At 62.0% G+C, this 22,360-nt stretch carries 20 protein-coding genes; 13 read left to right on the forward strand and 7 right to left on the reverse strand.

What is annotated here, in order from left to right; translation table 11 throughout:
- Positions 1 to 2 precede the first annotated feature (2 nt).
- Together ACXMYO_RS00635 and ACXMYO_RS00640 are read right to left on the reverse strand one after the other, a co-directional pair.
- Complete coding sequence (locus ACXMYO_RS00635; protein ID WP_457807480.1) at positions 3 to 2,759, reverse strand: insulinase family protein; 2,757 nt, start codon at positions 2,757 to 2,759, stop codon at positions 3 to 5.
- 70 nt (positions 2,760 to 2,829) lie between these two features.
- Positions 2,830 to 3,528 carry an SOS response-associated peptidase gene (locus tag ACXMYO_RS00640; protein ID WP_457807481.1) on the reverse strand — a complete coding sequence of 233 codons (699 nt, stop codon included), beginning with the start codon at positions 3,526 to 3,528 and terminating at the stop codon, positions 2,830 to 2,832.
- 204 nt (positions 3,529 to 3,732) lie between these two features.
- Between ACXMYO_RS00640 and ACXMYO_RS00645 the strand changes: the two genes are divergently transcribed.
- Both ACXMYO_RS00645 and ACXMYO_RS00650 read left to right on the forward strand, forming a co-directional pair.
- A complete protein-coding gene (locus ACXMYO_RS00645) occupies positions 3,733 to 4,347 on the forward strand; it encodes a WHG domain-containing protein (RefSeq protein WP_438766091.1) in 615 nt (204 codons plus the stop codon).
- Between the two features lie 17 nt (positions 4,348 to 4,364).
- Entirely contained in the window at positions 4,365 to 6,284 is a 1,920-nt protein-coding gene (locus ACXMYO_RS00650; RefSeq protein WP_438766092.1) for an MFS transporter, read from the forward strand.
- 36 nt (positions 6,285 to 6,320) lie between these two features.
- Here ACXMYO_RS00650 and ACXMYO_RS00655 read toward each other — a convergent pair whose 3' ends face one another.
- From ACXMYO_RS00655 to ACXMYO_RS00675, 5 genes are all read right to left on the reverse strand, one after another.
- A complete protein-coding gene (locus ACXMYO_RS00655; RefSeq protein ID WP_438766093.1) occupies positions 6,321 to 7,637 on the reverse strand; it encodes an ATP-binding protein in 1,317 nt (438 codons plus the stop codon).
- A complete protein-coding gene (locus ACXMYO_RS00660; RefSeq protein ID WP_438766094.1) occupies positions 7,637 to 8,317 on the reverse strand; it encodes a response regulator in 681 nt (226 codons plus the stop codon). Before ACXMYO_RS00660 ends, ACXMYO_RS00655 begins: the two co-directional genes overlap by 1 nt.
- 16 nt (positions 8,318 to 8,333) lie before the next feature.
- A complete protein-coding gene (locus ACXMYO_RS00665) occupies positions 8,334 to 8,606 on the reverse strand; it encodes a PepSY domain-containing protein (protein WP_438766095.1) in 273 nt (90 codons plus the stop codon).
- 210 nt (positions 8,607 to 8,816) lie between these two features.
- Positions 8,817 to 10,112: a CNNM domain-containing protein gene (locus tag ACXMYO_RS00670; RefSeq protein WP_438766096.1), complete on the reverse strand. Its 1,296-nt coding sequence runs from the start codon at positions 10,110 to 10,112 to the stop codon at positions 8,817 to 8,819.
- A 100-nt stretch (positions 10,113 to 10,212) separates the two neighbouring features.
- Positions 10,213 to 11,007, reverse strand: a complete 795-nt coding sequence (locus ACXMYO_RS00675) for a cytochrome C assembly family protein (protein WP_457807482.1) — start codon at positions 11,005 to 11,007, stop codon at positions 10,213 to 10,215.
- 286 nt (positions 11,008 to 11,293) lie between these two features.
- Between ACXMYO_RS00675 and ffh the strand changes: the two genes are divergently transcribed.
- From ffh to ACXMYO_RS00730, 11 genes are all read left to right on the forward strand, one after another.
- Entirely contained in the window at positions 11,294 to 12,736 is a 1,443-nt protein-coding gene (ffh, locus tag ACXMYO_RS00680; protein ID WP_457807483.1) for a signal recognition particle protein, read from the forward strand.
- 215 nt (positions 12,737 to 12,951) lie between these two features.
- A complete protein-coding gene (gene rpsP / locus ACXMYO_RS00685; protein WP_438766100.1) occupies positions 12,952 to 13,212 on the forward strand; it encodes a 30S ribosomal protein S16 in 261 nt (86 codons plus the stop codon).
- Between the two features lie 17 nt (positions 13,213 to 13,229).
- On the forward strand, positions 13,230 to 13,745 hold the full coding sequence (rimM, locus tag ACXMYO_RS00690; RefSeq protein WP_438766101.1) for a ribosome maturation factor RimM: 516 nt from the start codon (positions 13,230 to 13,232) through the stop codon (positions 13,743 to 13,745).
- A 33-nt stretch (positions 13,746 to 13,778) separates the two neighbouring features.
- Positions 13,779 to 14,585: a tRNA (guanosine(37)-N1)-methyltransferase TrmD gene (gene trmD / locus ACXMYO_RS00695; RefSeq protein ID WP_438766103.1), complete on the forward strand. Its 807-nt coding sequence runs from the start codon at positions 13,779 to 13,781 to the stop codon at positions 14,583 to 14,585.
- Between the two features lie 103 nt (positions 14,586 to 14,688).
- Positions 14,689 to 15,054: a 50S ribosomal protein L19 gene (gene rplS, locus ACXMYO_RS00700; protein ID WP_115854633.1), complete on the forward strand. Its 366-nt coding sequence runs from the start codon at positions 14,689 to 14,691 to the stop codon at positions 15,052 to 15,054.
- A 151-nt stretch (positions 15,055 to 15,205) separates the two neighbouring features.
- Positions 15,206 to 16,093 (forward strand): site-specific tyrosine recombinase XerD, encoded by an 888-nt coding sequence (xerD, locus tag ACXMYO_RS00705; RefSeq protein WP_438766105.1) that lies wholly within the window; start codon positions 15,206 to 15,208, stop codon positions 16,091 to 16,093.
- Between the two features lie 13 nt (positions 16,094 to 16,106).
- The gene (locus tag ACXMYO_RS00710) at positions 16,107 to 16,862 is read left to right on the forward strand and encodes a DsbC family protein (RefSeq protein ID WP_457807484.1); all 756 of its coding nucleotides are present in this window, start codon (positions 16,107 to 16,109) and stop codon (positions 16,860 to 16,862) included.
- 117 nt (positions 16,863 to 16,979) lie between these two features.
- On the forward strand, positions 16,980 to 18,296 hold the full coding sequence (locus ACXMYO_RS00715; protein WP_457807485.1) for a homoserine dehydrogenase: 1,317 nt from the start codon (positions 16,980 to 16,982) through the stop codon (positions 18,294 to 18,296).
- A 17-nt stretch (positions 18,297 to 18,313) separates the two neighbouring features.
- Complete coding sequence (gene thrC / locus ACXMYO_RS00720; protein WP_438766108.1) at positions 18,314 to 19,711, forward strand: threonine synthase; 1,398 nt, start codon at positions 18,314 to 18,316, stop codon at positions 19,709 to 19,711.
- A 31-nt stretch (positions 19,712 to 19,742) separates the two neighbouring features.
- Positions 19,743 to 20,363, forward strand: coding sequence for a glutathione S-transferase family protein (locus ACXMYO_RS00725; RefSeq protein WP_457807486.1), 621 nt, complete (start codon positions 19,743 to 19,745; stop codon positions 20,361 to 20,363).
- Between the two features lie 80 nt (positions 20,364 to 20,443).
- Positions 20,444 to 22,246, forward strand: a complete 1,803-nt coding sequence (locus ACXMYO_RS00730; protein WP_457807487.1) for a single-stranded-DNA-specific exonuclease RecJ — start codon at positions 20,444 to 20,446, stop codon at positions 22,244 to 22,246.
- Positions 22,247 to 22,360: the final 114 nt, after the last annotated feature.

The following is a 22,360-nucleotide window of genomic DNA, read 5'->3' on the forward strand; positions in this document are numbered from 1 at the left end:
AATTAAGGTGCGGGGGTCAGAAAAGGCTGCCAGGGAGTCTTTTGGATGTTGGCCGGTACGCCATCATCGGCGCCGGCCATTAGTACCGGGCGCGCGCGAAGCGTCTGCCAGGCCAGGCGAATATCGTCAGGCCGTTGTCGGTTGACCGCCTCTGCCAGCTGCTCACGGCGGTCGAAGTCAGTCCAGCCGTGTGCCAGCTCCTGCCACAGACGGGAGGCTCTCTGCCCCAGCCGCTGTTCGCGCTCGACAAGCCGCTCGGCAACCGCCTGCTGGTAGGCCTCGATGCCTGGCTCTCCCATGCCCGCGACGATGTCGTCAAATCCTGTCAGAAATTGATCGATACGCGCTTGCAGCGTGGTGGTGTCGTGATCGGGTGACTGTACCAGCAGGGCCAGCCCGGGCGATTCGAGCAGCGGCTGATAGCGCGCCGAGACGATATAGCCCAGTTGCTGCTCGGTTCTGAGCTGATTGAAAAAGGGCGCACTGATCATCTGTCCCAGAATGGCCAGACGGGCCTGATCCTGCAGCGTGCGGCCTTCGTCCTGCAGATAGATCAAAACGCCTGAATCGCCGCGCCGGCTGTTCGGGCGCAGCATCGGGGGCGTGGCGTGCACCGACAGCACGGCAAGCGCTGGAATGGCGTCCAGTGATACCCGGGGCGACAGCATCGACTCAAGAGTTTCACCCAGCGCTCGGGCGTCATCGGCACGGGTGTCGCCGGTCGCCAGTGCCTGAACATGCAGCTCGGTCAGCCACTGACGACGAAAGTCTCGCAGCGCCTCGGGCGTGATCTCTTCCAGCGCCGCCAGGCGTGTCTCGCTGGTCCAGCCCGGCGTAATCAGACTTTGCACCATGGCCCTGTTGAGCTGCTCATGAAGGGCCGAGCCGGGTTCATCCTGCCAGCGGCGTTCAAGGCTGCGACGGACACGTTGAAGATGGCGATCCTCCATTTCAGCGTGCAAAAGCTGCTCGAGCACCTGCGTTATCACCAGTGTCTGACGATCGCGCCAGCCCGAAAACGACAGGGTCATGCCGCGTGCGTGCGCGTGGGCGCTCATCCCCTGGCCGGCCAGCCGGGCCGGGTACAGCGCATCGGACAGGCTGTCTTCCAGCCAGCGCGCCAGCAGCTCGGTCATGACCGATTGCTGGACGCTTTGGCCCGCCTCCGGGCTCTGCAGGCTGATCCGCCACTCCACACGTGGTGCGTCAAACTCTCCCGTGGCGTGCAGCCACAGATCCAGCCCCGGTGTGTCGATGATGCATTGGGTCCCGTCGGCGTCATCGTTGATCATGTCCAGGTCGCGGGCGATGAAGTCGTTGGCTTGTGGCAGGGCCAGTTCTTCGATGGCGGTCGTGATCGGCGCCTGGTTGACCGGGCGGTAGTCCCAGGGCGTGTCAAACCAGGGCGAGCGCTGCTCGCCGGTAACCTCGGGGCCGGTATAAAGACGCAGCAGCCGGTCACTTGTCAGGGCGTCCAGATAGTCATGGATACGAGGGCCATCAAACCCCTCCATCAGAAACCCTGCCCGACGCACTTCCTGGATGGGATAGCGGGCCATCGCCATCGACAGCGTCGTGGCCTGCTGGGCAGGCGACTGGCGCTGCTGGAAGCGAAACTGCTGTTCGACGAGGCGGGCCTGCTCGTCGTAGCGCCACGACTCGACGCCCTGGTCGCGAATCAGCTCGATCCATTCCAGCAGCGCGGCCTGAATCTCCTTCAGATGTTCGCTGCCCTGCGGCGTGAGCTCGATGTTGACCATCAATAGAGCGCGTCGGCCGTCGGCGCGAACGCTGCCGGCAGACAGAGCGTCCGCCCAGCCCTGCTGGCGAAGACGGGCCAGCAGGCTGCCGGGCGCTTCATGGCCGATCATGTGGGACAAAAACGAGACCGGCTTGAGGCGATAGTCCCGGTCAGGGTCGGGGATGGGGAAGAGAAAGCGGACCTGGCGGCGCTGGTCCAGCGACTGCACGGCCATGGCCGCGGGCAACTGATCATCAGCTGTCAGCGGCTGGTCGATGGTGCGTCGGATCAGGCCCCGGTCGGGCACCTCGGTGAAATGCTCCCGGGCCAGGGCAGATAACTCTTCCAGCGACTGTGGGCCGGTCAGCACCAGCGACATGGTATTGGCGTCGTAGTGCGTTTCATGAAAGGCCACAAGTGCATCGCGCAGGCTTTGCTGCGGATAGTCCTTCAGCGTGTCGAGGTTGCCGATACTGAAATGGTTATAAGGGTGCTCGGGGTTGAGCGCCTGGCTCAGGGCATCCTCGATGCGTCGACCATCATCCTGCAGTCGAGCCTGATATTCGGCGTTGACGGCATGGCGTTCGCGCTCGACGTAGGCGTCATCCAGGGTCGGGGCGATAAAAAAGCGACTAAAACGTGCCAGTGCCGGAGCAAACGCCTCCGGGGCAATGTCAAAGAAGTAGTTGGTATCGCGAGGGGCGGTAAAGGCGTTGTGATGGCCGCCATGTTCGCTGAGAAACTGCTGATAGTCGTTGGGGTCGGGGTAGTGGTCGGTGCCCAGAAACAGCATGTGTTCAAGGAAATGGGCCAGCCCCGGGAAGCGTGCAGGATTGAAGGCGCTACCGGTGGCCACGTTCATTGCCGCGCCGGCGCGTTCGGCTCTTGTGTCATGCACCAGAAGGATCTGCAGGCCGTTATCGAGCGTCAGCGCCTGATAGTCGGCGCTGTCGCCCGGGGCCGGAATGATGCGGCTGTCCTGTCCACTGTTGGCAAAAACGCTTGTCGTCATGGTCATGGATATCAATATCGCTCGCGTGGTCAGGATCAGATGGCGTCCTGAGCACTGAAGGTGTCTTTGGGTCCGGCTAGTGCCCGGTGGCATGAATGGCGCCGCGCGTGGCGGTCATCATGTGACCGGTGGGACGGGCACAGTGCCAGTTCTGATTGGCCGGGTCATTGACCAGGCGCTCGACCGGAAAGGCGCCCAGCAGGGCAGGTGGCGCCGGTGAGAGCAGCTCGCGTGCTCGCGTCGTGGGGGTGTCGGGTGACAGCCAGGCCATCGCCTGATCGGCGCCGATGACGGCGGGAAAGCGGTCGGTCAGGGGCGTGAGCGGGGCATCAACCTCCACCGTGATCAGCGCCATGGAGTCAAAGGCCGTTCGAATATCACTCATGTAGCGACACCAGATGCCTGCCAGCATGAAGGGGGCACGATCGACCCGGGTGACCAGAAAGGGCTGTTTCTGTCGCGGCATCTGTTTCCAGATATAGACCCCGGAGACCGGGATCAGACAGCGTCGGGCACTGAAGGCCTCGCGAAACATGCGCCTGTCATCAAGGGACTCGGCCCGCGCGCAGTGCGGAGCATGGTCAAGCACCTTGAGCCAGGAGGGCGTCATGCCCCAGAAGGCGCGACCCAGATGTATCTGCCCCTGCTCGAGACGCAGCATCGACAGCCAGTGCCTGGGCGCGAGATTGGGACTGGCCATCACGGGCTTGTCGATCACGATGTCGTCCAGAAGCCGTGCGGTGTTCAGCGCTTCAATATATAGACGCCCTGCCATGGCAGCCCCTCCTGACGACTTGAAAAGAGTGGCAGAGCGCGCCGCCTCATTAAGGAAAACTTTGAAATGTCATGTATCCATGTATAAAGACTGTTCACGATACTTGTGTTTTACGTATCCGCAATATCCCTTGCTTTTAAAGACAGGCTGGATATGCTGTATGAAAACAGTGTTCGATCACAAAACATAACAGGCAGGAATCTTATGGCGCGCCCAAGACAGCATTCACCGGAGGAGCTGCATGCCAGTGTCATGGCGGCATGCGACAGCTGGCTCAAGGAGCACCCCATACATGCCCTGTCCCTGCGCTCCATTGCACGCGACGTTGGCTGTGCACCCAGTACGCTGCTCAAGCTCTATGGCAGCTTCAACAATCTGCTTCAGTACGTCAACCTTGAAACGCTCGACAGCCTCAAGGGACAGATCGATACCTTCCAGGCCGGCACACCCGATGAGCGCCTGAGCGCACTGGCCAGAGCCTACTGGAATTTCGCTCACCGCTATCCTCATCGCTGGCAGCTGCTGTTTGACTATCCGCTGGCCGAAGAGGGGGAGCTTGATACCCGTCAGGGGCGCATGATCGAGGCGCTGTTTTTGCGGGTCGAGGCCACGCTCAAGGAAGTACAGCCCAACATGGCAGACCTCGAAGCCAGCCGGCTGGCGCGTACCCTGTGGGGCAGCGTGCACGGCCTTGTGCAGCTGGGGCTCAATGAGCGTCTGGGTTATGGTCAGGGGCAGGCCCTTGAGGTTACCGAGCTGCTCGACCAGCTGCTGCACACCATTTTGTCAGGACTGCGCGCCGGGGGGACGGGCCGTTGAGAAATGTCCTGAGCCTGATGCGCAGTCGCTTTTTTGCGCCCTTTTTCTGGACTCAGGCGCTGGGCGCCTTTAACGATAACGTTTTCAAAAACGTATTGTTGCTGCTGGTGACCTTTGTGGCCGTGCCCCGGCTGGGCTGGGATGCGGGGTTGATCAATAACCTGGCAGCCGCCCTTTTCATCCTGCCCTATCTACTGTTTTCCGCCTGGGGCGGGCAGCTTGCCGATTACCGGGACAAGCGTGCGCTGATCATTGCACTCAAGTGGCTGGAGCTTGCCACCATGGTGTGCGCAGCACTTGCCATCTGGTTTGAAGCCTACGCCCTGCTGCTGGGGCTTTTGTTCATGATGGGGACCCAGTCGGCGCTTTTCGGACCAGTCAAGTACGCCATTCTGCCCCAGCACGTGCAGCGCACGGAGCTGGTTCAGGCCAATGCCTGGGTCGAGATGGGGACCTTTCTGGCCATTTTGCTCGGTACGCTTGGCGCCGGCATCCTCATGGCCGTCGGCGGCAGTCAGGCGCACGTGCTGATTGGCGCCACGCTGGTGATTGTTTCCCTGTGTGGTCTGGGCGCAGCGTTTTTTGTACCGCCCGCTCCGGCCCAGTCGCGAGGGCAGCTGAAATGGCAGCCCTTGCGAGGCTCCTGGCAGGTACTATCCGCCGCCTGGCATACACCTCGCATCTTTCGCGCCCTGATCGGCATCAGCATGTTCTGGTTTCTGGGCGCCTGCTATCTGACGCAGCTGCCGCTGTGGACAAGTCATGTGGTACGTGGCCAGGCCGGTGCGGTGACCGTGCTGCTGGCGGCCTTTGCCGTGGGCGTCGGGCTCGGGTCACTGGTCTGTGCCCGTCTATCGGCCGGTCGGCTGGAGGTGGGACTGGTGCCCATCGGTGCCTTTGTACTGGCGCTGGCGGGCTTTGACTTTGCGGCACACCCGATGCTGGGCACGGGCATCAATACGCTGGCAGAGCTCATGGCCATGCCGCGATTCTGGTGGATGCTGCTGGATCTGATTCTGATCGGGGTCGGCGGGGGGCTCTACATCATCCCGCTGTATACGCTGGTGCAGATTTACAGCCGTGACGAGAACCGGGCGCGCATGATCGCCGCCAACAATATTCTCAATGCGCTGTTCATGGTGCTGTCGGCGGCCTTTGGTGCCGTATTGATCGGCGTTTTGAGTGTTTCCCTGCACACCTTCTTTGCCTCTCTCGCGGCCATTTCCCTTTTGACGGCGCTGGTCTGCGCCCTGTTGCAGGCACGTCCCATGATGCGCATCAGCATCTTTGTGCTGGTACACCTGTGGTATCGACTGCGCATCAGGGGAATCGAGAATATTCCCGATGAGGGACCGGCGATCGTGGTGTGCAACCATGTCAGCTTCATGGATGCGCTGGTCATGGGCGGCGCAAGCCCCCGGCCACTGCGTTTTCTGATGGACAAGCCCATCTACGAATCGCCCTGGCTCAACTGGTTCTTCCGCATGGCCGGGGCCATCCCGGTAGCCTCCGAACGCCGTGATCCCAAGGGCATGCGTCGCGCGCTGGATCTGGTCAGCAAGGCGCTGCAAAACGGGGAAGTGGTCATGCTGTTTCCCGAGGGGCGCCTGACACGGGATGGCCAGATGAACGAGTTTCGTCGCGGTATCGACCTGATCCTCAAGCGTGACCCGGTGCCGGTGGTACCGGCAGCACTGTCCGGTCTGTGGGGCTCCTGGTCGTCGCGCTATGAGGGCGTGCCGTTTCAGGGCATGCCGAAGCGCTTTCGCGCCCGGGTCTGTTTGAGCTTTGGCGCGCCGGTCGCTTCACAGACCGTGACGCGTGAATCGCTTCAGGCAAGCGTTGCCGCGCTCAAGACCAGCATCGACACCTATGCCAGCAACAAGCCCGTGCGTGCACCGGCTGCGCTGACAGAGCAGGACGATGTTGCCGGGTAAAAGCCGCGCCAGGCCGCGCGGTGACGGGTAGGTGGTTCAGCCCGGCAGGGGCGCGGGCAGTTCCACGGTGACGGCCAGCCCGCCCAGATTGCTGGCGCCCAGATGAATCTCTCCGCCGTGATGATGGACAATCTGCTCCACGATGCCCAGCCCGAGACCGTGGCCGGTAACCTGTTCATCCAGGCGCGTGCCGCGCCCCATCACCCGGCTTCGCTGGTCCGGCGGTATGCCCGGGCCATCATCCTCGACCAGCATCACGAACCGGCCCTTCTGGTAGGACATGGTCAGGCGGGCGAGACCGTGCGCCCATTTGCCGGCGTTGTCCAGCAGGTTGCCCAGAATCTCCAGCAGTTCATCGCGGTCCCAGGGCAGGGGCGATAGCAGCGCGCTGTCATTGATGAACGTCACGTTGGCATGAATCTCGCGCAGCGTGTCCAGCAGGGGCTGAATGTCGCTGTCCGGCTGAAAGCGGGCCGCGGCAGACACTTCGCCGGTATCCAGTCGGGCGCGCTGCAGCTCTTTTTCCACCAGACGATGGATGTCATCCAGCCGGGCATGCAGCGATTGACGAAGGTCGGGGAACTGCTCGAGTTCCGGGCGGGCCAGCTGCGTTTCCATCACCGACAGCGGTGTCTTGAGGGCGTGCCCCAGATTGGCAATGCCGTCGCGTGAGCGGTTGAGCACGCGCTCGATGCGCTCCAGCTGGTGATTGAGTTCCTCGACGAAGGGGGCAATTTCGTCCGGGACCCGGGTTTCCAGCGCCATTCGCTTGCCTTCGTGCAGCTGGGCCAGTTCGCGTTGCAGCTTCTCCAGCGGCATGAGCCCCAGACGAATGACCCGACGCTGAATGAACACCAGCAAAATGGCCATGACGCCGCCCAGTCCCCAGATGCACAGACGCAGCCAGTCCAGACGCCGGGTCACGGTGCTGTAATCCAGCGCCGTGGTGATGGTAAAGTGATGTCGTCCGCGATGATATTGACCGGTCCAGGCCAGCAGGGACTGGTTTTCCGGCCCCTGGCGAATCTGCGCGGTATCGCCGGCCACGGGCTTGAGGCGATGATCCCACAAAGAGCGCGAGCGCAGGTGGATGGTGTCATCAATGTCGATGACAAAATACTGGCCCGAGTAGACCTGATTGAAAGAGGCGCGCAGGCGTAGCGGATCAATGCGGACCTGGTCGTCACGATCCACCGGCAGCGTGGCCAGGCTTTCGGCATCCTCGCGCAGCCGTTCGGTCAGGTAGTCGCGCAGGACGTAGTCAAAGAGCACCACGCTGCCGTGAGCCAGCAGCAGCATGACCACCAGCACCGAAGCCAGCAGTCCCAGATCGAGGCGGCGGGTCAGCGACATCAGGCGGCGACGCTGTCACCGCCGAAACGATAGCCCTGGCCCCGCTGGGTGATGATCACGCCACGGCCAAGCTTCTGGCGCAGGTGGTTGATGTGCACCTCGACCACGTTGGGATTGCGGTCATGCTCGCTGTCGTAGAGGTGATCGAGAAGGCGATCCTTGGCGATGACATGTTCCGGGTGCAGCATCAGATAGCGCAGGATCGCAAACTCGGCGCGGGTCAGGTTGACCGGTGTGTCGTTGGAGGTGCGCCATGCGCTCTGGCCGTTTTCGTCCAGCACGACACCGGCCACCGAAATGGTCGGCGACGGGCGCTGGCCGTGGCGGCGCCGCACCAGTGCCTGAAGGCGCAGGATCAGCTCATCGGGATGAAAGGGCTTGGGCAGATAGTCATCGGCGCCGGCGCGCAGGCCGGTAATGCGCTCGCTCCAGCTGGAGCGGGCCGTGAGAATCAAAATGGGCGTGTCCAGTCCGTCGGCGCGCCACTGCTCCAGCAGCGTCAGGCCAGGGCGACCGGGCAGGCCCAGATCGAGGATAATGATATCGAAGGGTTCGCTGGTTGCCATGACAGCGGCATCGCGGCCATCCGTGCACCAGTCAACGGCGTAGCCGTGCTGGGTAAACAGGGCAGTCAGTTCGTCCGCAAGCGGGACATTGTCTTCAATCAATAGCAGCCGCATGGTTACCTTTACCCCTCTAATCTTCTTCCAGGCCCAGATGTCTGCCGGTAACGGCATCGAATCGAAGTGCCCTGATCTGTCCATCATGATCGAGCATGTCGATTTCGTAAACATAACGTTGGTTGACACAGTCGAGCTTGGCTTCGAGCAGCTTGCCGCTGCGATACTCACGGGCCTTTTCAAGAATCACGGGAAAAGGCTCGATATGGCCGTTTTCGGTCATCTGCAGCACTTCATCCTGAGAGACGTCGCGACCTTCTTCAGGGCAGGCCCGGGCCGTTGCAATCATGACCGGAAGCATCATCAGGCAGAAAAGAAGAGGCAAGCGCAGCCGAAGGCTATCCATGAACATCATGTTGACCTGTTGCACGCAAGTCGTGCGAAAAATTGAGCGATAACATCATGCGTCCCCGGGGCGACCATCATGGATACCGCGCAACTTACCAAAACAGGCTTAATTCAATCTCAAAAGCGGCCCTTGCGATATGCCGATCCCGGCTCACTGGCGGGCATCGCTTGCACGCGTGGTGCGCTTTTGGGTCTGCCAGCAGCGTGTGGAGGTGATCAGGTTCTCCCTGATCTCGAGAATCTCGAGCCGGATGGGGCCGATCTCCAGACTGGCCGGAGCGTCGGGAAAGGATTCCAGATATTCGAGAATCAATCCGTTGAGCGTCTTGGGGCCACTGGTCGGCAGCTGCCAGGCCAGGACCTTGTTGATCTCGCGAATGTTGGCGGTGCCATCGATGATGTAGCTGCCGTCGTCCTGCTGATGAATCTCCTGATGCGTATCGGCAATATCGGTGGTGAACTCGCCCACGATCTCTTCAAGGATGTCCTCGAGCGTGACCAGCCCCTGAACATCGCCGTACTCATCGACCACGATGCCGATGCGGCGCTTTTGCTGCTGGAAATTGAGCAGCTGGGTATGAAGCGGCGTGGACTCGGGCACGAAGTAGGGCTCGCGCGCTTCCTGCACAATCGAGGCCTTGCTGACGTTGGGCTGAGACATGATGCGTGCGGCATTGCGCAGGTGCAAAATGCCGATGATGCTGTTGATGTCGCCCTTGTAGACCGGCACTCGCGTGTGCTGACTGGTGCGAATCTCGGAGAGCAAAACGTCCAGATCATCCTCGAGGTTAAGTCCAACCACCTCGTGGCGCGGCACCATGATGTCGTTGACCGTGACGTTTTCCAGATCAAGGATCGACAGCAGCATGGTCTGGTGGCGACGCGGAATCATGGTGCCCGCTTCATGCACGACCGTTCGCAGCTCGTCACGAGTCAGATGCGCCGCGCCTCCATCGATTTCGCGAACGCCGACCAGGCGCAGCAGACCGTTGGAGATGCCATTGACCAGCCAGACCAGCGGATAAAGCACGCGCAGCAGAGGGTCGAGAATCAGCGAGGCGGGAAAGGCAATCTTTTCGGGGCGCAGGGCGGCCATGGTCTTGGGCGTGACTTCGGCAAAGATCAAAACGACCAGGGTCAAAATGGCCGTGGAGATGGCCGGCCCGGAGACTTCGCCAAAAAAGTGGATGGCAATGATGGTGCCGATCGAGGCGGCAAGGTTATTGACGAAGTTGTTGCCGATCAGGATGACACCGATCAGCCGGTCAGGCCGCGACAGCATGCGCAGTACGCGTTTGGCGGACTTGTGACCCGTGTTGGCCTGATGCTTCAACCGGTAGCGGTTGATGGACATCATGCCGGTTTCCGAGCTCGAGAAAAAAGCAGACAGGATAATGAGCAGCACGAGCAGGGCAAACATCAGCCCCAGGGGAGTGTCATCGCTCAAGGTCGGTGGATCCTCGGAATCAGTGATCGGTCGTTTTTAGAAACTTGTGTCATGGGTGTCAAGGCGGCATTGGCAGGGGGCGGTCTCCCCGCGGCATGGCTCAGCCATGCAGCAGCTGGATGATCAGCCTGGTGCCGAAATAGGCCAGTATCAACACGACCACGGCCCCCAGCGTCCAGCGAATGGCCCACGGCCCGCGCCAGCCGCGCTGATAGCGGCCCCATAAAAGGATGGAAAAGAGCACCCACGCCAGCAGTGACAACACGGTCTTGTGCGCCAGATGCTGAGCAAAAAGATCGTTGATGAACAAAAAGCCGCTGATGATCGAGGCGGTCAAAAAGACCATGCCACAGATGATCAGCTCGAACATCAGCCGTTCCATGGTCGTCAGCGGTGGCAGAACCTGGATGATGCCGCGAAGGTGGTTGTGCTTGAGCGCGCGGGTCTGAACGGCCAGCAATACGGCCTGGCCGGCGGCCATGATCAAAAAGGCATAGGCCAGCACCGAGGTGGCAATATGTGCCAGCATGCCGGGGGTAAAACCGTATTCAATACTGGACTCGGGGAAACCGACGGCGCCTATCACGCTCAGCGCGGCCAGCGGATAAAGACCCACCGCGGCCGGCATCACCGGTTTTTTGATGCTGGCCAGCAACAGCAAAGCGGCAATCAGGAAAAATACCAGCGAGATGGTTTCAGAGATGCCCAGATTAAGGCCGTCATGGGCGCGCAGTGTGGTATAGACCACGATGCCATGGCCCACCACCGCCATGGCGCCGGCGGCACTGACCAGCCCCTGACGCACGGGCAGTCGCCGGGTCAGGGACAGCATCTGGCGACAGGCGGCGGTGCAGTAAAACACGACTGCCACAAGGGCAGAAAAAAGCGTGAGCATCGTTATGTGACTATCCGTATGGAAATCGCGAACCGGGCGTGCGCGTCGTGATGCAGATCACGGGGTTTGACTACTATACCGGGAGCCACCCTCGATCGAAACCGGGCATCAATGGGATGTGCTCATGCAGCCACTGGTGAAGTGCCATGGCCCGGTTCGGCACGAATCGTTGTCAGGCTGGTGCATGGCGCCGTCCTGAACCGTTATAATGCGTGCCAACATTTTCCGGTCTCGGCATGGGCGCTCTCACGTTTCTGCCGCCGCCGCTGCACCATCGGAGAAGCTCATGTTTGATAACCTGACAGATCGTCTCTCCCACACGCTCAGATCCGTGACCGGACAGGCACGACTGACCGAGGAGAACATCAAGGACACCCTGCGCGAAGTCCGGCGCGCGCTTCTGGAAGCCGACGTTTCGCTGGCGGTGGTCAAGGACTTCGTCGAGCGCGTTCGCGTGCGCGCCGTGGGTCAGGAAGTGTCCAAAAGCCTGTCGCCCGGCCAGCAGTTCGTCAAGATCGTCCAGCAGGAGCTGGAAGCCACCATGGGCGAGGGCAATGTGCCCCTTGAGCTCAAGCAGACCCCGTCGGTCATTCTGATGGCCGGTCTGCAGGGGGCGGGCAAGACCACCTCGGTGGCCAAGCTCGCCCGCTTTTTGCGCGAGCGTGAAAAGAAAAAGGTCCTGGTGGTCTCGGCCGACGTCTATCGCCCGGCGGCGATCGACCAGCTTGAAACGCTGGCTCATGAAGTGGGCGTCGAGTTCTTCCCCTCGACCAGCGAGCAGCAGCCGACAGCGATTGCCGAAGCGGCCATTCGCCATGCCCGCATTCAGTTCTTTGACGTGGTGCTGGTCGATACGGCCGGTCGTTTGCATATCGACGACACCATGATGGGCGAGATCCGCGACCTTCATCGCGCCATCTCCCCGCAGGAAACGCTTTTCGTTGTTGATGCCATGACGGGTCAGGACGCCGCCAATACGGCACAGGCCTTCCATGAAGCTCTGCCGCTGACCGGTGTGATCCTGACCAAGGCCGACGGTGACTCCCGTGGCGGCGCCGCGCTGTCGGTACGTCATATCACCGGCAAGCCGATCAAGTTCATGGGTATGGGGGAGAAAACCGATGCCCTGGAGCCTTTCTATCCTGACCGTATCGCCTCGCGCATTCTGGGCATGGGAGACGTGCTCAGCCTGATCGAGGAGGCCGAGCGCAAGGTCGACCGCGACAAGGCCGACCAGCTCTCCAAAAAGATCAAAAAGGGCGAAAGCTTCGATCTCGAGGACTTTCGCGATCAGCTCCAGCAGCTCAAGAGCATGGGCGGCATGGGCAGCCTGCTTGAAAAGCTGCCCGGCATGGGGCAGATGGCCGAAATGGCCCAGGGGCAGGCCAGCGAGAAGGAGTTCGGCAAGCTTGAGTCGATGATCAACTCCATGACGCCGAAGGAGCGCCGCAAGCCCGATCTCATCAACGGCTCGCGCAAGCGTCGCATCTGCGCCGGTTCCGGGACGACCGTGCCGGATCTTAATCGTCTGCTCAAGCAGCACAAGCAGATGCAGAAAATGATGAAGAAGATGGGCAAAAAGGGCGGCATGCAGAAAATGATGCGCGGCATGAGCTCCATGATGGGCGGCGGCGGTGGCATGGGCGGCCCCGGCGGCGGCATGGGTGGTCCCGGCGGTATGGGTGGCATGGGCGGCCCTGGCGGTCCCGGTGGTCTGCCGCGTCGTTGAGCGTCGCCCGATTTTGCTTGCAGGGGAACTGCATTCATGCAGTTCCCAAGCCTTGAAATTTCCCGTAGAATACCGCGTCTTCGAGAAGCCGCGCGCCTGCGCATGGCGTTTTCCGGGGTGATTTTTCCGGAGCGTCAGTGATCAGGGCGATGCGCGCAACATGTTTATGGCCTCGTCGCGCTGTTTGCGACGCTATTCCAACTGAAGGACTTTAAATGGTTACCATTCGTCTGGCACGTGGTGGCGCCAAGAAGCGTCCCTTTTATCACCTGCATGTGACCGATTCGCGCGTCAAGCGTGACGGCCGCTACCTGGAGCAGGTGGGCTTTTTCAACCCGATCGCCCGCGGTCAGCAGGAACGTCTGCGTATCGACCTCGAGCGCATCGAGCACTGGCAGGCCCAGGGCGCGCAGCTCTCTGATCGCGTCGCCGAGCTGGTGCGCTTTGCGCGCAAGCAGCAAGCCGCTTCCGCCTGATAGATTCTGGAATCGGTATGACGCAGTCGCCTGAGCAGTACGTCGTCATGGGCAAGCTGACCAGCCCCTATGGCGTGAAAGGGTGGCTTCGCGTGTATTCGTGGACCAGCCCCATGGAGGGTATCCTCGCTTACGATACATGGCTGGTTGAGCAGGATGGTCGGCGTACGCCCATGACCCTGCTCAATGGTCAGCGTCACGGCAAGGGCCTGGTGGTTCGCCTTGACGGTGTGGATTCGCGGGAAGCCGCCGAGCGCATGGCAGGGGCCACCATCTGGTTCAAGGCCGACGAGCTGCCCGCGCTGGCAGACGATGAGTACTACTGGTATCAGCTGGAAGGGCTCAACGTTTGTACGGTCAACGGTGTCGCACTGGGACGCGTTCAGTATCTTTTCGAGACCGGTGCCAACGACGTTCTGGTGGTCCGCGGTGAAGACCGTGAACGCCTGATTCCGTTTCTGCCGGATGATGTGATTCAAAGGGTGGATCTTGAAGGCGGTACCATGACCGTCGACTGGGATCCCGATTTTTGAATGCTGTCTTCCCTGTCAGGTGAGTAACGGATCGTGTGGATTGGAGTGGTATCGCTTTTTCCGGAAATGCTGGATGCCGTAACACGACATGGTGTTACCGGGCGCGCCGTCGAGCGCGGCCTGATGCGCATCGACTGCTGGAATCCGCGCGACTACGCCTTCGATCGCCATCGCAGCGTGGACGATCGCCCCTACGGGGGTGGCCCCGGCATGCTGATGAAGGTGGATACGCTGCGGCGTGCCATTGCCGAAGCCCGACACCACGGTGAGCAGCAAAGCGAAAGCGATGACGGTGAACCGGTTCGGGTGATCTACCTTTCTCCGCAGGGCAGAAGGCTGGATCAGGAAGGCGTCAGGCAACTGGCCTCGTACAAGCGGCTGGTGCTGGTAGCCGGTCGGTACGAAGGCATCGATGAGCGCGTCATCGATCTGGATATCGATGAAGAGTGGTCCATCGGTGACTATGTGCTCAGCGGCGGCGAGCTGCCGGCCATGGTACTGTGCGACGCCATGGCGCGACTGGTGCCGGGTGTGCTGGGTCACCAGGCCTCTGCCGAGGAGGACTCCTTCAGCGACGGTCTGCTGGACTGCCCGCACTATACGCGTCCGGAAGAGGTAGACGGACGACGAGTACCGCAGGTGCTGCTGGGTGGGCATCACGGCGAGATTCGCCGGTGGCGGCTCAAGCAGTCTCTGGGTCGGACCTGGCTGCGTCGTCCGGAGCTTTTGCAGGAGATGACACTCGACCGCGAACAGCGTCAGCTGCTGGATGAGTTCATCGAGGAACACGCATCGGGCCATGCCGATGCGGCGGTGCGGAATCAAGGGGCAGCGCCCTGATGATATCGCGTCACCCACGAATCGACCCCGCGCATGTCGCCGGGATCAAGGACGCCGGTGCTGCAGACACTGCTACCGGGTCCAGTCACATTGGAGAAATGTCATGAGCAGCAAAAACCTGATTATCCAGGCGCTTGAAAACGAGCAGCTGGACAGGGAAATCCCGAATTTCGGTCCCGGCGACACTGTCGTGGTCAACGTCAAGGTCGTGGAAGGCACTCGTGAGCGTGTCCAGGCCTTTGAAGGCGTCGTGATCGGCAAGCGTAATCGCGGCCTGAACTCCGCCTTCACCGTGCGCAAGATTTCTCACGGTGTGGGCGTTGAGCGTACCTTCCAGACCTACAGCCGTCAGGTCGACAGCATCGAAGTGCGTCGTCGCGGTGATGTTCGCCAGGCCAAGCTCTACTATCTGCGCGAGCGCAGCGGCAAGTCCGCACGCATCAAGGAAAAGCTCGCCAAGAAGTCCTGAGCCTTTCCGATACTGCCCGAAACTGACGGGCAGTTTCCCAAAGACCCCGCACCATGCATCATGGGCGGGGTTTTTGTCTGTCCGGGCCCGGGCCGGGCGCCTGTTCGTGGCGTGGGTTGTCCGGGGTAGCCTGTTTTCACGAGAGACTGTCATGTCCAGTCAGCTGATTGATGCCTTTCTTGATGCGCTGTGGCTCGAGCGTGGCGCCAGCATGCACACGCTGGATGCCTATCGAAGTGATCTGATGCACTGGCAGCGTTACCTGATACGCCATGACATGGGTCTTCTGGCCCCGGACAGCCGGACCTACCAGGGGCTTATCGAGGAGCGCCGTCGCGATGGCTATCAGGCGCGCTCCGATGCCCGGCTGACCTCCAGCCTGCGCCGTTTTTATCGCTGGGCACTGGTCACGGGCCAGATCGACAACGACCCTTTGGCCGATATCGTGGCGCCGCGGGCCAGAGCGGACCTGCCGGGCACGCTGGAGGAGGAAGAGGTCGAGCGTTTACTGGAAGCACCCGATGTGACCACCGCGCTGGGGCTGCGCGACCGAGCCATGCTGGAGGTGCTCTATAGCTGCGGTCTGCGTGTCTCCGAGCTGGTCGGGCTGCGGGTCGACAGCATCAATCTGCGTCAGGGCGTGGTACGGGTACTGGGCAAGGGGGATGCCGAGCGGCTGGTGCCGATGGGGGAGCCGGCCATCGAGTGGCTCGAGCGCTATCTGCGTGAAGGCCGCGGCGAGCTGATGGGCGATATCACCCGGGCACCGCTCTTTCCCGGCCGCAGCGACGGTTTCATGATGCGACAGACCTTCTGGTATCGCATCAAGCACCACGCCACGCGAGCCGGTATCGACGCGCCGCTGTCGCCGCATACCCTGCGCCATGCCTTTGCCACCCATCTGCTCAATCACGGCGCCAATCTGCGTGTGCTGCAGGAACTTCTCGGCCATCGCGACCTCTCTACCACACAGATTTACACACGAGTGGCTCAGGCGCGCCTTGAGGCCATTCACGCCAAACATCATCCACGGGGCTGATTGATCCATGTCCATGTCTTTTGCTTTTCCCTTTCGTTTGGCACTGACCGGTGCCTTGATGGTCGGCGCCCTGATGGCGCAGAGCGCACAGGCCGATGACACTGATGTGCCAAAGGACCTGACTGACCGTCTGGTCGTCAACGGCCAATCGATGCCGGTTCGTGCAGTAGAACCGTCGCCTGTGCAGGGCCTTTACGAGGTACAGCTGGAAAGTGGTCAGACCCTGTACAGCGACGCTGAAGGGAAATATCTGCTGGTGGGCGATCTCTATCGCAACGATGACGGTCAGATGGTCAACCTGACCGAGCAGAAACAGCAGCAGCATCGCGTTGAACTGCTCAAGCAGGTGGACGATGAAGACGTGGTCGTCTTCCGTCCTGCCGGTGAAGTCAAGGCCGTTATCAACGTCTTTACCGACACCACCTGCCCCTACTGCCGCAAGTTTCATGAAGAGGTGCCCGAGCTCAACAAGCATGGCATCGAGGTGCGCTATCTGGCCTTCCCGCGCAGTGGCATGAATGGCGAAGGCGCACGGGAGCTCAGCCAGGTCTGGTGCAGCGACAATCGCAGTGAAGCGATGACCCGGGCCAAGCAGGGCAAAAAGCTCAAGGGCACGGCCAGCTGTGACACGCCCATCGCCTCGCAGTTTGCGCTGGGCAAGCAGATGGCCATCCAGGGCACACCCGCGCTGATCCTGCCCGATGGGCGCATGATCCCGGGTTATGTACCGGTGGAACGGCTGGTCGGCATGCTGGGCCTGGAGAATTGATGCCGGGGCATTCATGGAAGTCCCGCAGGGCGTTACACTGCTTCTCCGCCCGGTGTCGCACGACACCGGGTAAAACAGTCATGCAGCGTTGAGATCAGTAGACCAGGGGGCAAGACGGTGGAACCGGTAAAGGTAGGCATTTGCGGACTGGGGACCGTGGGCAGCGGCACGTTCAACGTACTGGTGCGTAACGCCCAGGATATCGAGCGTCGCGCCGGGCGCGCCATTGTAGTGAAGCAGATCGGCGCGCGGCGCGACATGCCACATCTCGACCTGACCGGTATCGACGTCACCCGGGACGTGTTCGAGGTCGCCCGCAACCCCGATATCGACGTCATGGTCGAGCTGATCGGTGGTTACGACGTGGCCCGGGAGCTGGTGCTGGAGGCCATCCGTCACGGCAAGCATGTGGTCACCGCCAACAAGGCCCTGATCGCGGTGCACGGCAACGAAATCTTTCGCGCCGCAGCCGAGCAAGGGGTCATCGTTGCCTTCGAGGCCGCCGTGGCCGGTGGTATTCCGGTGATCAAGTCCCTGCGTGAAGGGCTGGGCGCCAACCGCATTCAGTGGGTGGCCGGCATCATCAACGGCACCGGCAACTACATCCTGACCCACATGCGCGATGAAGGGCGGGCGTTCGAGGACGTGCTGGCCGAAGCGCAGGCGCTGGGCTATGCCGAAGCCGATCCGACCTTTGATGTCGAAGGCATCGATGCTGCCCACAAGCTGACCATTCTGGCCTCGATCGCCTACGGCGTGCCGCTGCAGTTCGAGCGGGCCTATACCGAAGGCATTTCGCGGATCACTTTCGACGACGTGAAACAGGCCGATGCGCTGGGCTACATCATCAAGCATCTGGGCATTTCCAAGCGCACCGAGGACGGCATTGAGCTGCGTGTGCATCCGGCGCTGGTGCCCAAAGAGCAACTGCTGGCCAACGTGCATGGCGTCAAGAATGCCATCGAAGTGATGGGCGACGCCGTGGGCCCGACGCTTTACTACGGCGCCGGTGCCGGTGCCGAACCGACGGCTTCGGCGGTGGTGGCCGATCTGCTGGACGTGGCACGCGACATGGCCACCCATCATGACTATCGCACGCCCTATCTGGCCTTCAGCGGCATCGTGGAAGGCGACGAAAGCCTGCCGATCCTGCCGATGGAGAACATCGTCACGGCCTACTACCTGCGTTTGCTGGCCGTGGACCGTCCGGGCGTACTGGCCCGCGTGGCGACCATTCTGGCCGAGCAGGGCGTGAGCATCGAGGCCCTGATCCAGAAGGAAGCCACCGAAGGCGAGCTGGTGCCGATCATCATCACCACGCACCGCACCCGCGAGGCCAACATGAACGAAGCGATCCGACAGCTTGAAGCGCTGGCCGATATCGCCGGGCCGTTGACCCGCATCCGCATCGAACACCTCGACGAAAACGTCTGATCAGGGGCGCACAGACCATGCGTTACATCAGCACGCGCGGGAACGCTCCCGCGCTGAATTTTGAAGAAGCGGTCCTGACCGGACTGGCCCCGGACGGCGGCCTGTACGTGCCGGAGACGCTGCCGCAGTTTTCCCGTGACGAGATTGCGGCCATGGCCGGCCAGCCCTATACCGAGATCGCGTTTCGGGTCATGAAGCCCTTTGTCGGCGGCGAGATCGATGATGACACCCTGCGTGGACTCATCAACGACAGCTACGCTACCTTCAAGCATGACGCCGTGGCCCCGCTCAAGCAGCTCTCGCACAATCACTGGTTGATGGAGCTCTTTCACGGTCCGACGCTGGCGTTCAAGGACATTGCGCTGCAGCTGCTGGGTCGCCTGCTGGATCACTTTCTCAAAAAGCGCGGCGAGAAGGCGGTCATCATGGGCGCCACCTCCGGCGATACCGGCTCGGCGGCCATCGAGGGCTGTCGCCACTGCGACAACCTCGACATCTTTATCCTGCACCCCTATCAGCGCGTCTCCGGTGTGCAGCGTCGCCAGATGACCACGGTGCTGGCCGACAACGTCCACAACATCGCCATCGAAGGCAACTTCGATGACGCCCAGGCGATCGTCAAAACCAGCTTCGCCGATCAGAGCTTTCTCAACGGTACCCGGCTGATCGCAGTCAACTCGATCAACTGGGCGCGCATCATGGCGCAGATCGTCTACTACTTCGCCTCGGCCGTGGCACTCGGCGCACCACATCGTGAGGTGAGCTTCACGGTGCCGTCGGCCAATTTCGGCAATCTGTTTGCCGGCTATACCGCCAGCCGCATGGGGCTGCCGGTGAAGCAGTTCGTGATTGCCACCAATGCCAACGATATCCTGCACCGCACGCTGGCCGACAACGACTTCTCCAAACGGGAGCTGGCCGCCACGCTGGCGCCGTCGATGGATATCGTTGTGTCGTCGAACTTCGAGCGTCTGCTCTTTGATGCCTACGATCGTGACGGCGACCGGGTCCGTGCGCTGCTGGAGTGCTTTCAGCAGGAGCCCACGGCACTGGCCGATGCGCCGCTGGCGACCCTGCGTGAAAAGTTCGCCAGTCACCGGGTCGATGATGACACCATCCTCGAGGTCATTCGCGAGGCCTTTGGCCGGACCGGTGAGCTGCTCGACCCGCACACCGCGACCGGCTATCGCGCCGCTGAAGCCGCACGCAGCGATGACACCACGCCGATGATCACGCTGGCCACGGCCCATCCGGCCAAGTTCGAGGACGCGGTGGTCAGGGCGGGCTTTGAAGGCGCGGCGCTGCCGGAGTCCATGAGCGATCTGATGGATATCGAGGAACGCTACGATGTGCTGCCGGCCAGCGCCCGCGATGTCCAGCGCTTTGTCGCCGAGCATCGGGTGGCCAGCAGCTGAGTGACCAGTCAGCGTTCGACGAGGAGGTGACATGTTGAAGGTATGGGGCCGGGCCAACTCGACCAACGTTAGAAAGGTGCTCTGGTGCGCCGATGAGCTGGGCCTGGACGTCGAGCGCCTCGACGCCGGCGGCGAGTTCGGTGTGGTCAATGATTCTGACTACCGCGCGCTCAATCCCAACGGTCTGATTCCGTGTCTGCAGGACGGGGCGCTGGTGCTGTGGGAGTCCAACGCTATCGTGCGCTATCTGATGGCGCAGTACGGCGCCGAGCCGCTGGCCGCCCATGATCCGGCTCGGCGCGCCGAGGCAGACAAGTGGATGGACTGGGCCACCTCGATGCTGACGGCGCCGTTTCGCGACGTCTTTTTGAATGCGGTCCGACTGCCGCCAGCGCAGCGTGACGCCGATCTCAGGGAGCAGGGCATTGCCGAGTGCGCCACGCTGCTCGCCCGCGTCGACGCCGTGCTGGCCGACCAGCCCTGGCTTTCCGGCCACTCGATGGGCATGGGTGATATCCCGCTGGGCTGCATGGCCTATGCCTGGTTTGAAATGCCCATCGAGCGCCCGCAGCTCAAACACCTCGAGCGCTGGTATCAGCGTCTGTCCGAACGCAACGCCTATCAGCGACAGGTCATGACCTCTCTGACCTGATGGTGTAACAAGCGATTCTTCCAACAGGGCTGCGCCGGCATGATCGATGCCGGCGCAGCCTTTGAGTATTCGGAGCCCCCGTGGACAACGCGCGTGATCCCCTGAAAGCGTCACTCAATAAAAAAATCCTGCAGCGCCCCTGTCATGAAGGGCTCTATCAGGAGGCACGTGATGCCGGCCTGACCGAACTGCAGGCGCGCATTCTGGCCGGGCGTCTGAAGGATCCGCGCGCGCCGGTCTCGGCGCTGGTCACCCCGGCCCTGCGCTATATCGAGCATCCCGAAAAGCTGTGTGACGCCACCCGCGGCGCCGAGCGTATCGCCCGCGCCGTCATCGATGGCGAACATATCGGCATCATCACCGACTATGACGTGGACGGCATTACCTCGCATGTGGTGATTCTGCGAACGCTGGCCGAGCTGTTTGGCGTGCCGCGCGAAAAGCTTCACAGCCTGATCGGCCATCGCATCAACGATGGCTACGGGATCAGCGCGGCCCTGGTGGATAAAACGCTGGCGCTGACGCCGCGCCCGTCGCTGATTATCAGTGCCGACTGCGGCTCCAGCGATGAGCCGCGCCTGGCGCGGTTGAAAGCGGCCGGCATCGATGTGGTGGTCACCGACCACCACGCTCTGCCTGTCGAAGGACCGCCGGCCTCGGCTTATGCCGTCGTCAATCCGTCACGCGCCGACTGCGACTACCCGGATGCCACCATCGCCGGCTGCATGGTGTGCTGGCTTTTGATGTCGCTGACTCGCTCGCACCTGATCGATGCCGGCCGGCTGTCTGCTGACACGCCCAAGCTCTCGCCCTGGCTGGCCTACGTGGCACTCGGCACGGTCGCTGACTGCGTCTCGCTGGGGGACAGTGCCATCAATCGCGCGGTGGTCACGCTCGGGCTCAAGCTGATCAACCGCATGGAAGCGCCCTGCTGGCGGATGATGGCCGAGCGGCTGGGCCCGGACAGCACCCCCTTTGATGCCGAGACGCTCGCCTTTCAGATGGGCCCGCGTATTAACGCCCGCTCGCGCCTTGATGACCCCTATGCGGCGCTGCATTTCATGCTGGCCGAGGATGACGCCAGCGCGCGGTGCTATCTCAACGTGCTCGATGACGATAACCAGTCGCGCAAGGCCATTGAAGCCGACATGGCCGAACAGGCGCGTGCCATGGCCCATGCGCAGCTGGAGCAGGGCGCGCGCGTGCTGGTGGTGCATCTGCCCGACGGTCATCCCGGAGTTCAGGGCATTGTGGCCTCGCGGCTGGTGCAGGCCTTTGGCCGCCCGACGGTGGTACTCACCCAGGCGCCTGATCCTGCCATGCTGACCGGCTCCGGACGGTCGGTGGAGGGCGTGCATCTGCGCGACGCGCTTCAGCGCGCCTTTGAGCTCTCGCCAGACGCTCTGCCACGCTTTGGCGGCCACAGCGGCGCGGCCGGTGTCGGCGTGCCACACGCCGAGCTCGAGGCGTTTCGCCGCGCGTTGGCCACGGCCATCGACGAGCAGCTGGACGGTCGCGAGCTTTATCCGCTGATTCTCAGCGACGGCACCCTGGCGCCCGATCAACTGGCGCTGCCGATCCTTGATGAGCTCGAGGCGCTGGCGCCCTATGGCCGCGAATTCGAGGCGCCGCTGTTTGAGGGACATTTCGTGGTGGATCAGGCGCGACTGGTGGGCAGTGAGGGCAATCATCTGATGATGACGCTGGATGCCGGCCGCCAGATGGTTCGCGCGATCTGGTTTCGCGCCGTCACGCCCGGCGAGAACATGCCGGTCACCGTCGGGGAGGAGATTCGCTGCGCCTTTCGCCTGTCGCGCAATCGCTACCGCGGACGGGAAAGCCTGCAGCTGATGATCGAGCACGCCGAGCACAGCGCCACATAAACGCCGGGTGGCTGCTCGACGCCTGCCCCGGTGCTGTCGATAATACCTTCAGGTGCCACAAGCACCGTGCCCCATGCACTGCCTATCCGGCGGTCATACAACAACAAGGATATT

Source organism: Kushneria sp. EE4 (genome assembly GCF_977968315.1).

Excerpts from the sequence above, each read along its gene's own strand:
- rimM (WP_438766101.1), top strand. The coding sequence starts at position 13,230 with ATGACGCAGTCGCCTGAGCAGTACGTCGTCATGGGCAAGCTGACCAGC.
- ACXMYO_RS00675 (WP_457807482.1), bottom strand. The coding sequence starts at position 11,007 with ATGCTCACGCTTTTTTCTGCCCTTGTGGCAGTCGTGTTTTACTGCACC.
- ACXMYO_RS00635 (WP_457807480.1), bottom strand. The coding sequence starts at position 2,759 with ATGACCATGACGACAAGCGTTTTTGCCAACAGTGGACAGGACAGCCGC.
- ACXMYO_RS00655 (WP_438766093.1), bottom strand. The coding sequence starts at position 7,637 with ATGTCGCTGACCCGCCGCCTCGATCTGGGACTGCTGGCTTCGGTGCTG.
- ACXMYO_RS00650 (WP_438766092.1), top strand. The coding sequence starts at position 4,365 with ATGCGCAGTCGCTTTTTTGCGCCCTTTTTCTGGACTCAGGCGCTGGGC.
- ffh (WP_457807483.1), top strand. The coding sequence starts at position 11,294 with ATGTTTGATAACCTGACAGATCGTCTCTCCCACACGCTCAGATCCGTG.
- rplS (WP_115854633.1), top strand. The coding sequence starts at position 14,689 with ATGAGCAGCAAAAACCTGATTATCCAGGCGCTTGAAAACGAGCAGCTG.
- ACXMYO_RS00665 (WP_438766095.1), bottom strand. The coding sequence starts at position 8,606 with ATGATTGCAACGGCCCGGGCCTGCCCTGAAGAAGGTCGCGACGTCTCT.
- ACXMYO_RS00640 (WP_457807481.1), bottom strand. The coding sequence starts at position 3,528 with ATGGCAGGGCGTCTATATATTGAAGCGCTGAACACCGCACGGCTTCTG.
- ACXMYO_RS00660 (WP_438766094.1), bottom strand. The coding sequence starts at position 8,317 with ATGCGGCTGCTATTGATTGAAGACAATGTCCCGCTTGCGGACGAACTG.
- rpsP (WP_438766100.1), top strand. The coding sequence starts at position 12,952 with ATGGTTACCATTCGTCTGGCACGTGGTGGCGCCAAGAAGCGTCCCTTT.
- ACXMYO_RS00710 (WP_457807484.1), top strand. The coding sequence starts at position 16,107 with ATGTCTTTTGCTTTTCCCTTTCGTTTGGCACTGACCGGTGCCTTGATG.
- ACXMYO_RS00645 (WP_438766091.1), top strand. The coding sequence starts at position 3,733 with ATGGCGCGCCCAAGACAGCATTCACCGGAGGAGCTGCATGCCAGTGTC.
- ACXMYO_RS00725 (WP_457807486.1), top strand. The coding sequence starts at position 19,743 with ATGTTGAAGGTATGGGGCCGGGCCAACTCGACCAACGTTAGAAAGGTG.
- thrC (WP_438766108.1), top strand. The coding sequence starts at position 18,314 with ATGCGTTACATCAGCACGCGCGGGAACGCTCCCGCGCTGAATTTTGAA.
- xerD (WP_438766105.1), top strand. The coding sequence starts at position 15,206 with ATGTCCAGTCAGCTGATTGATGCCTTTCTTGATGCGCTGTGGCTCGAG.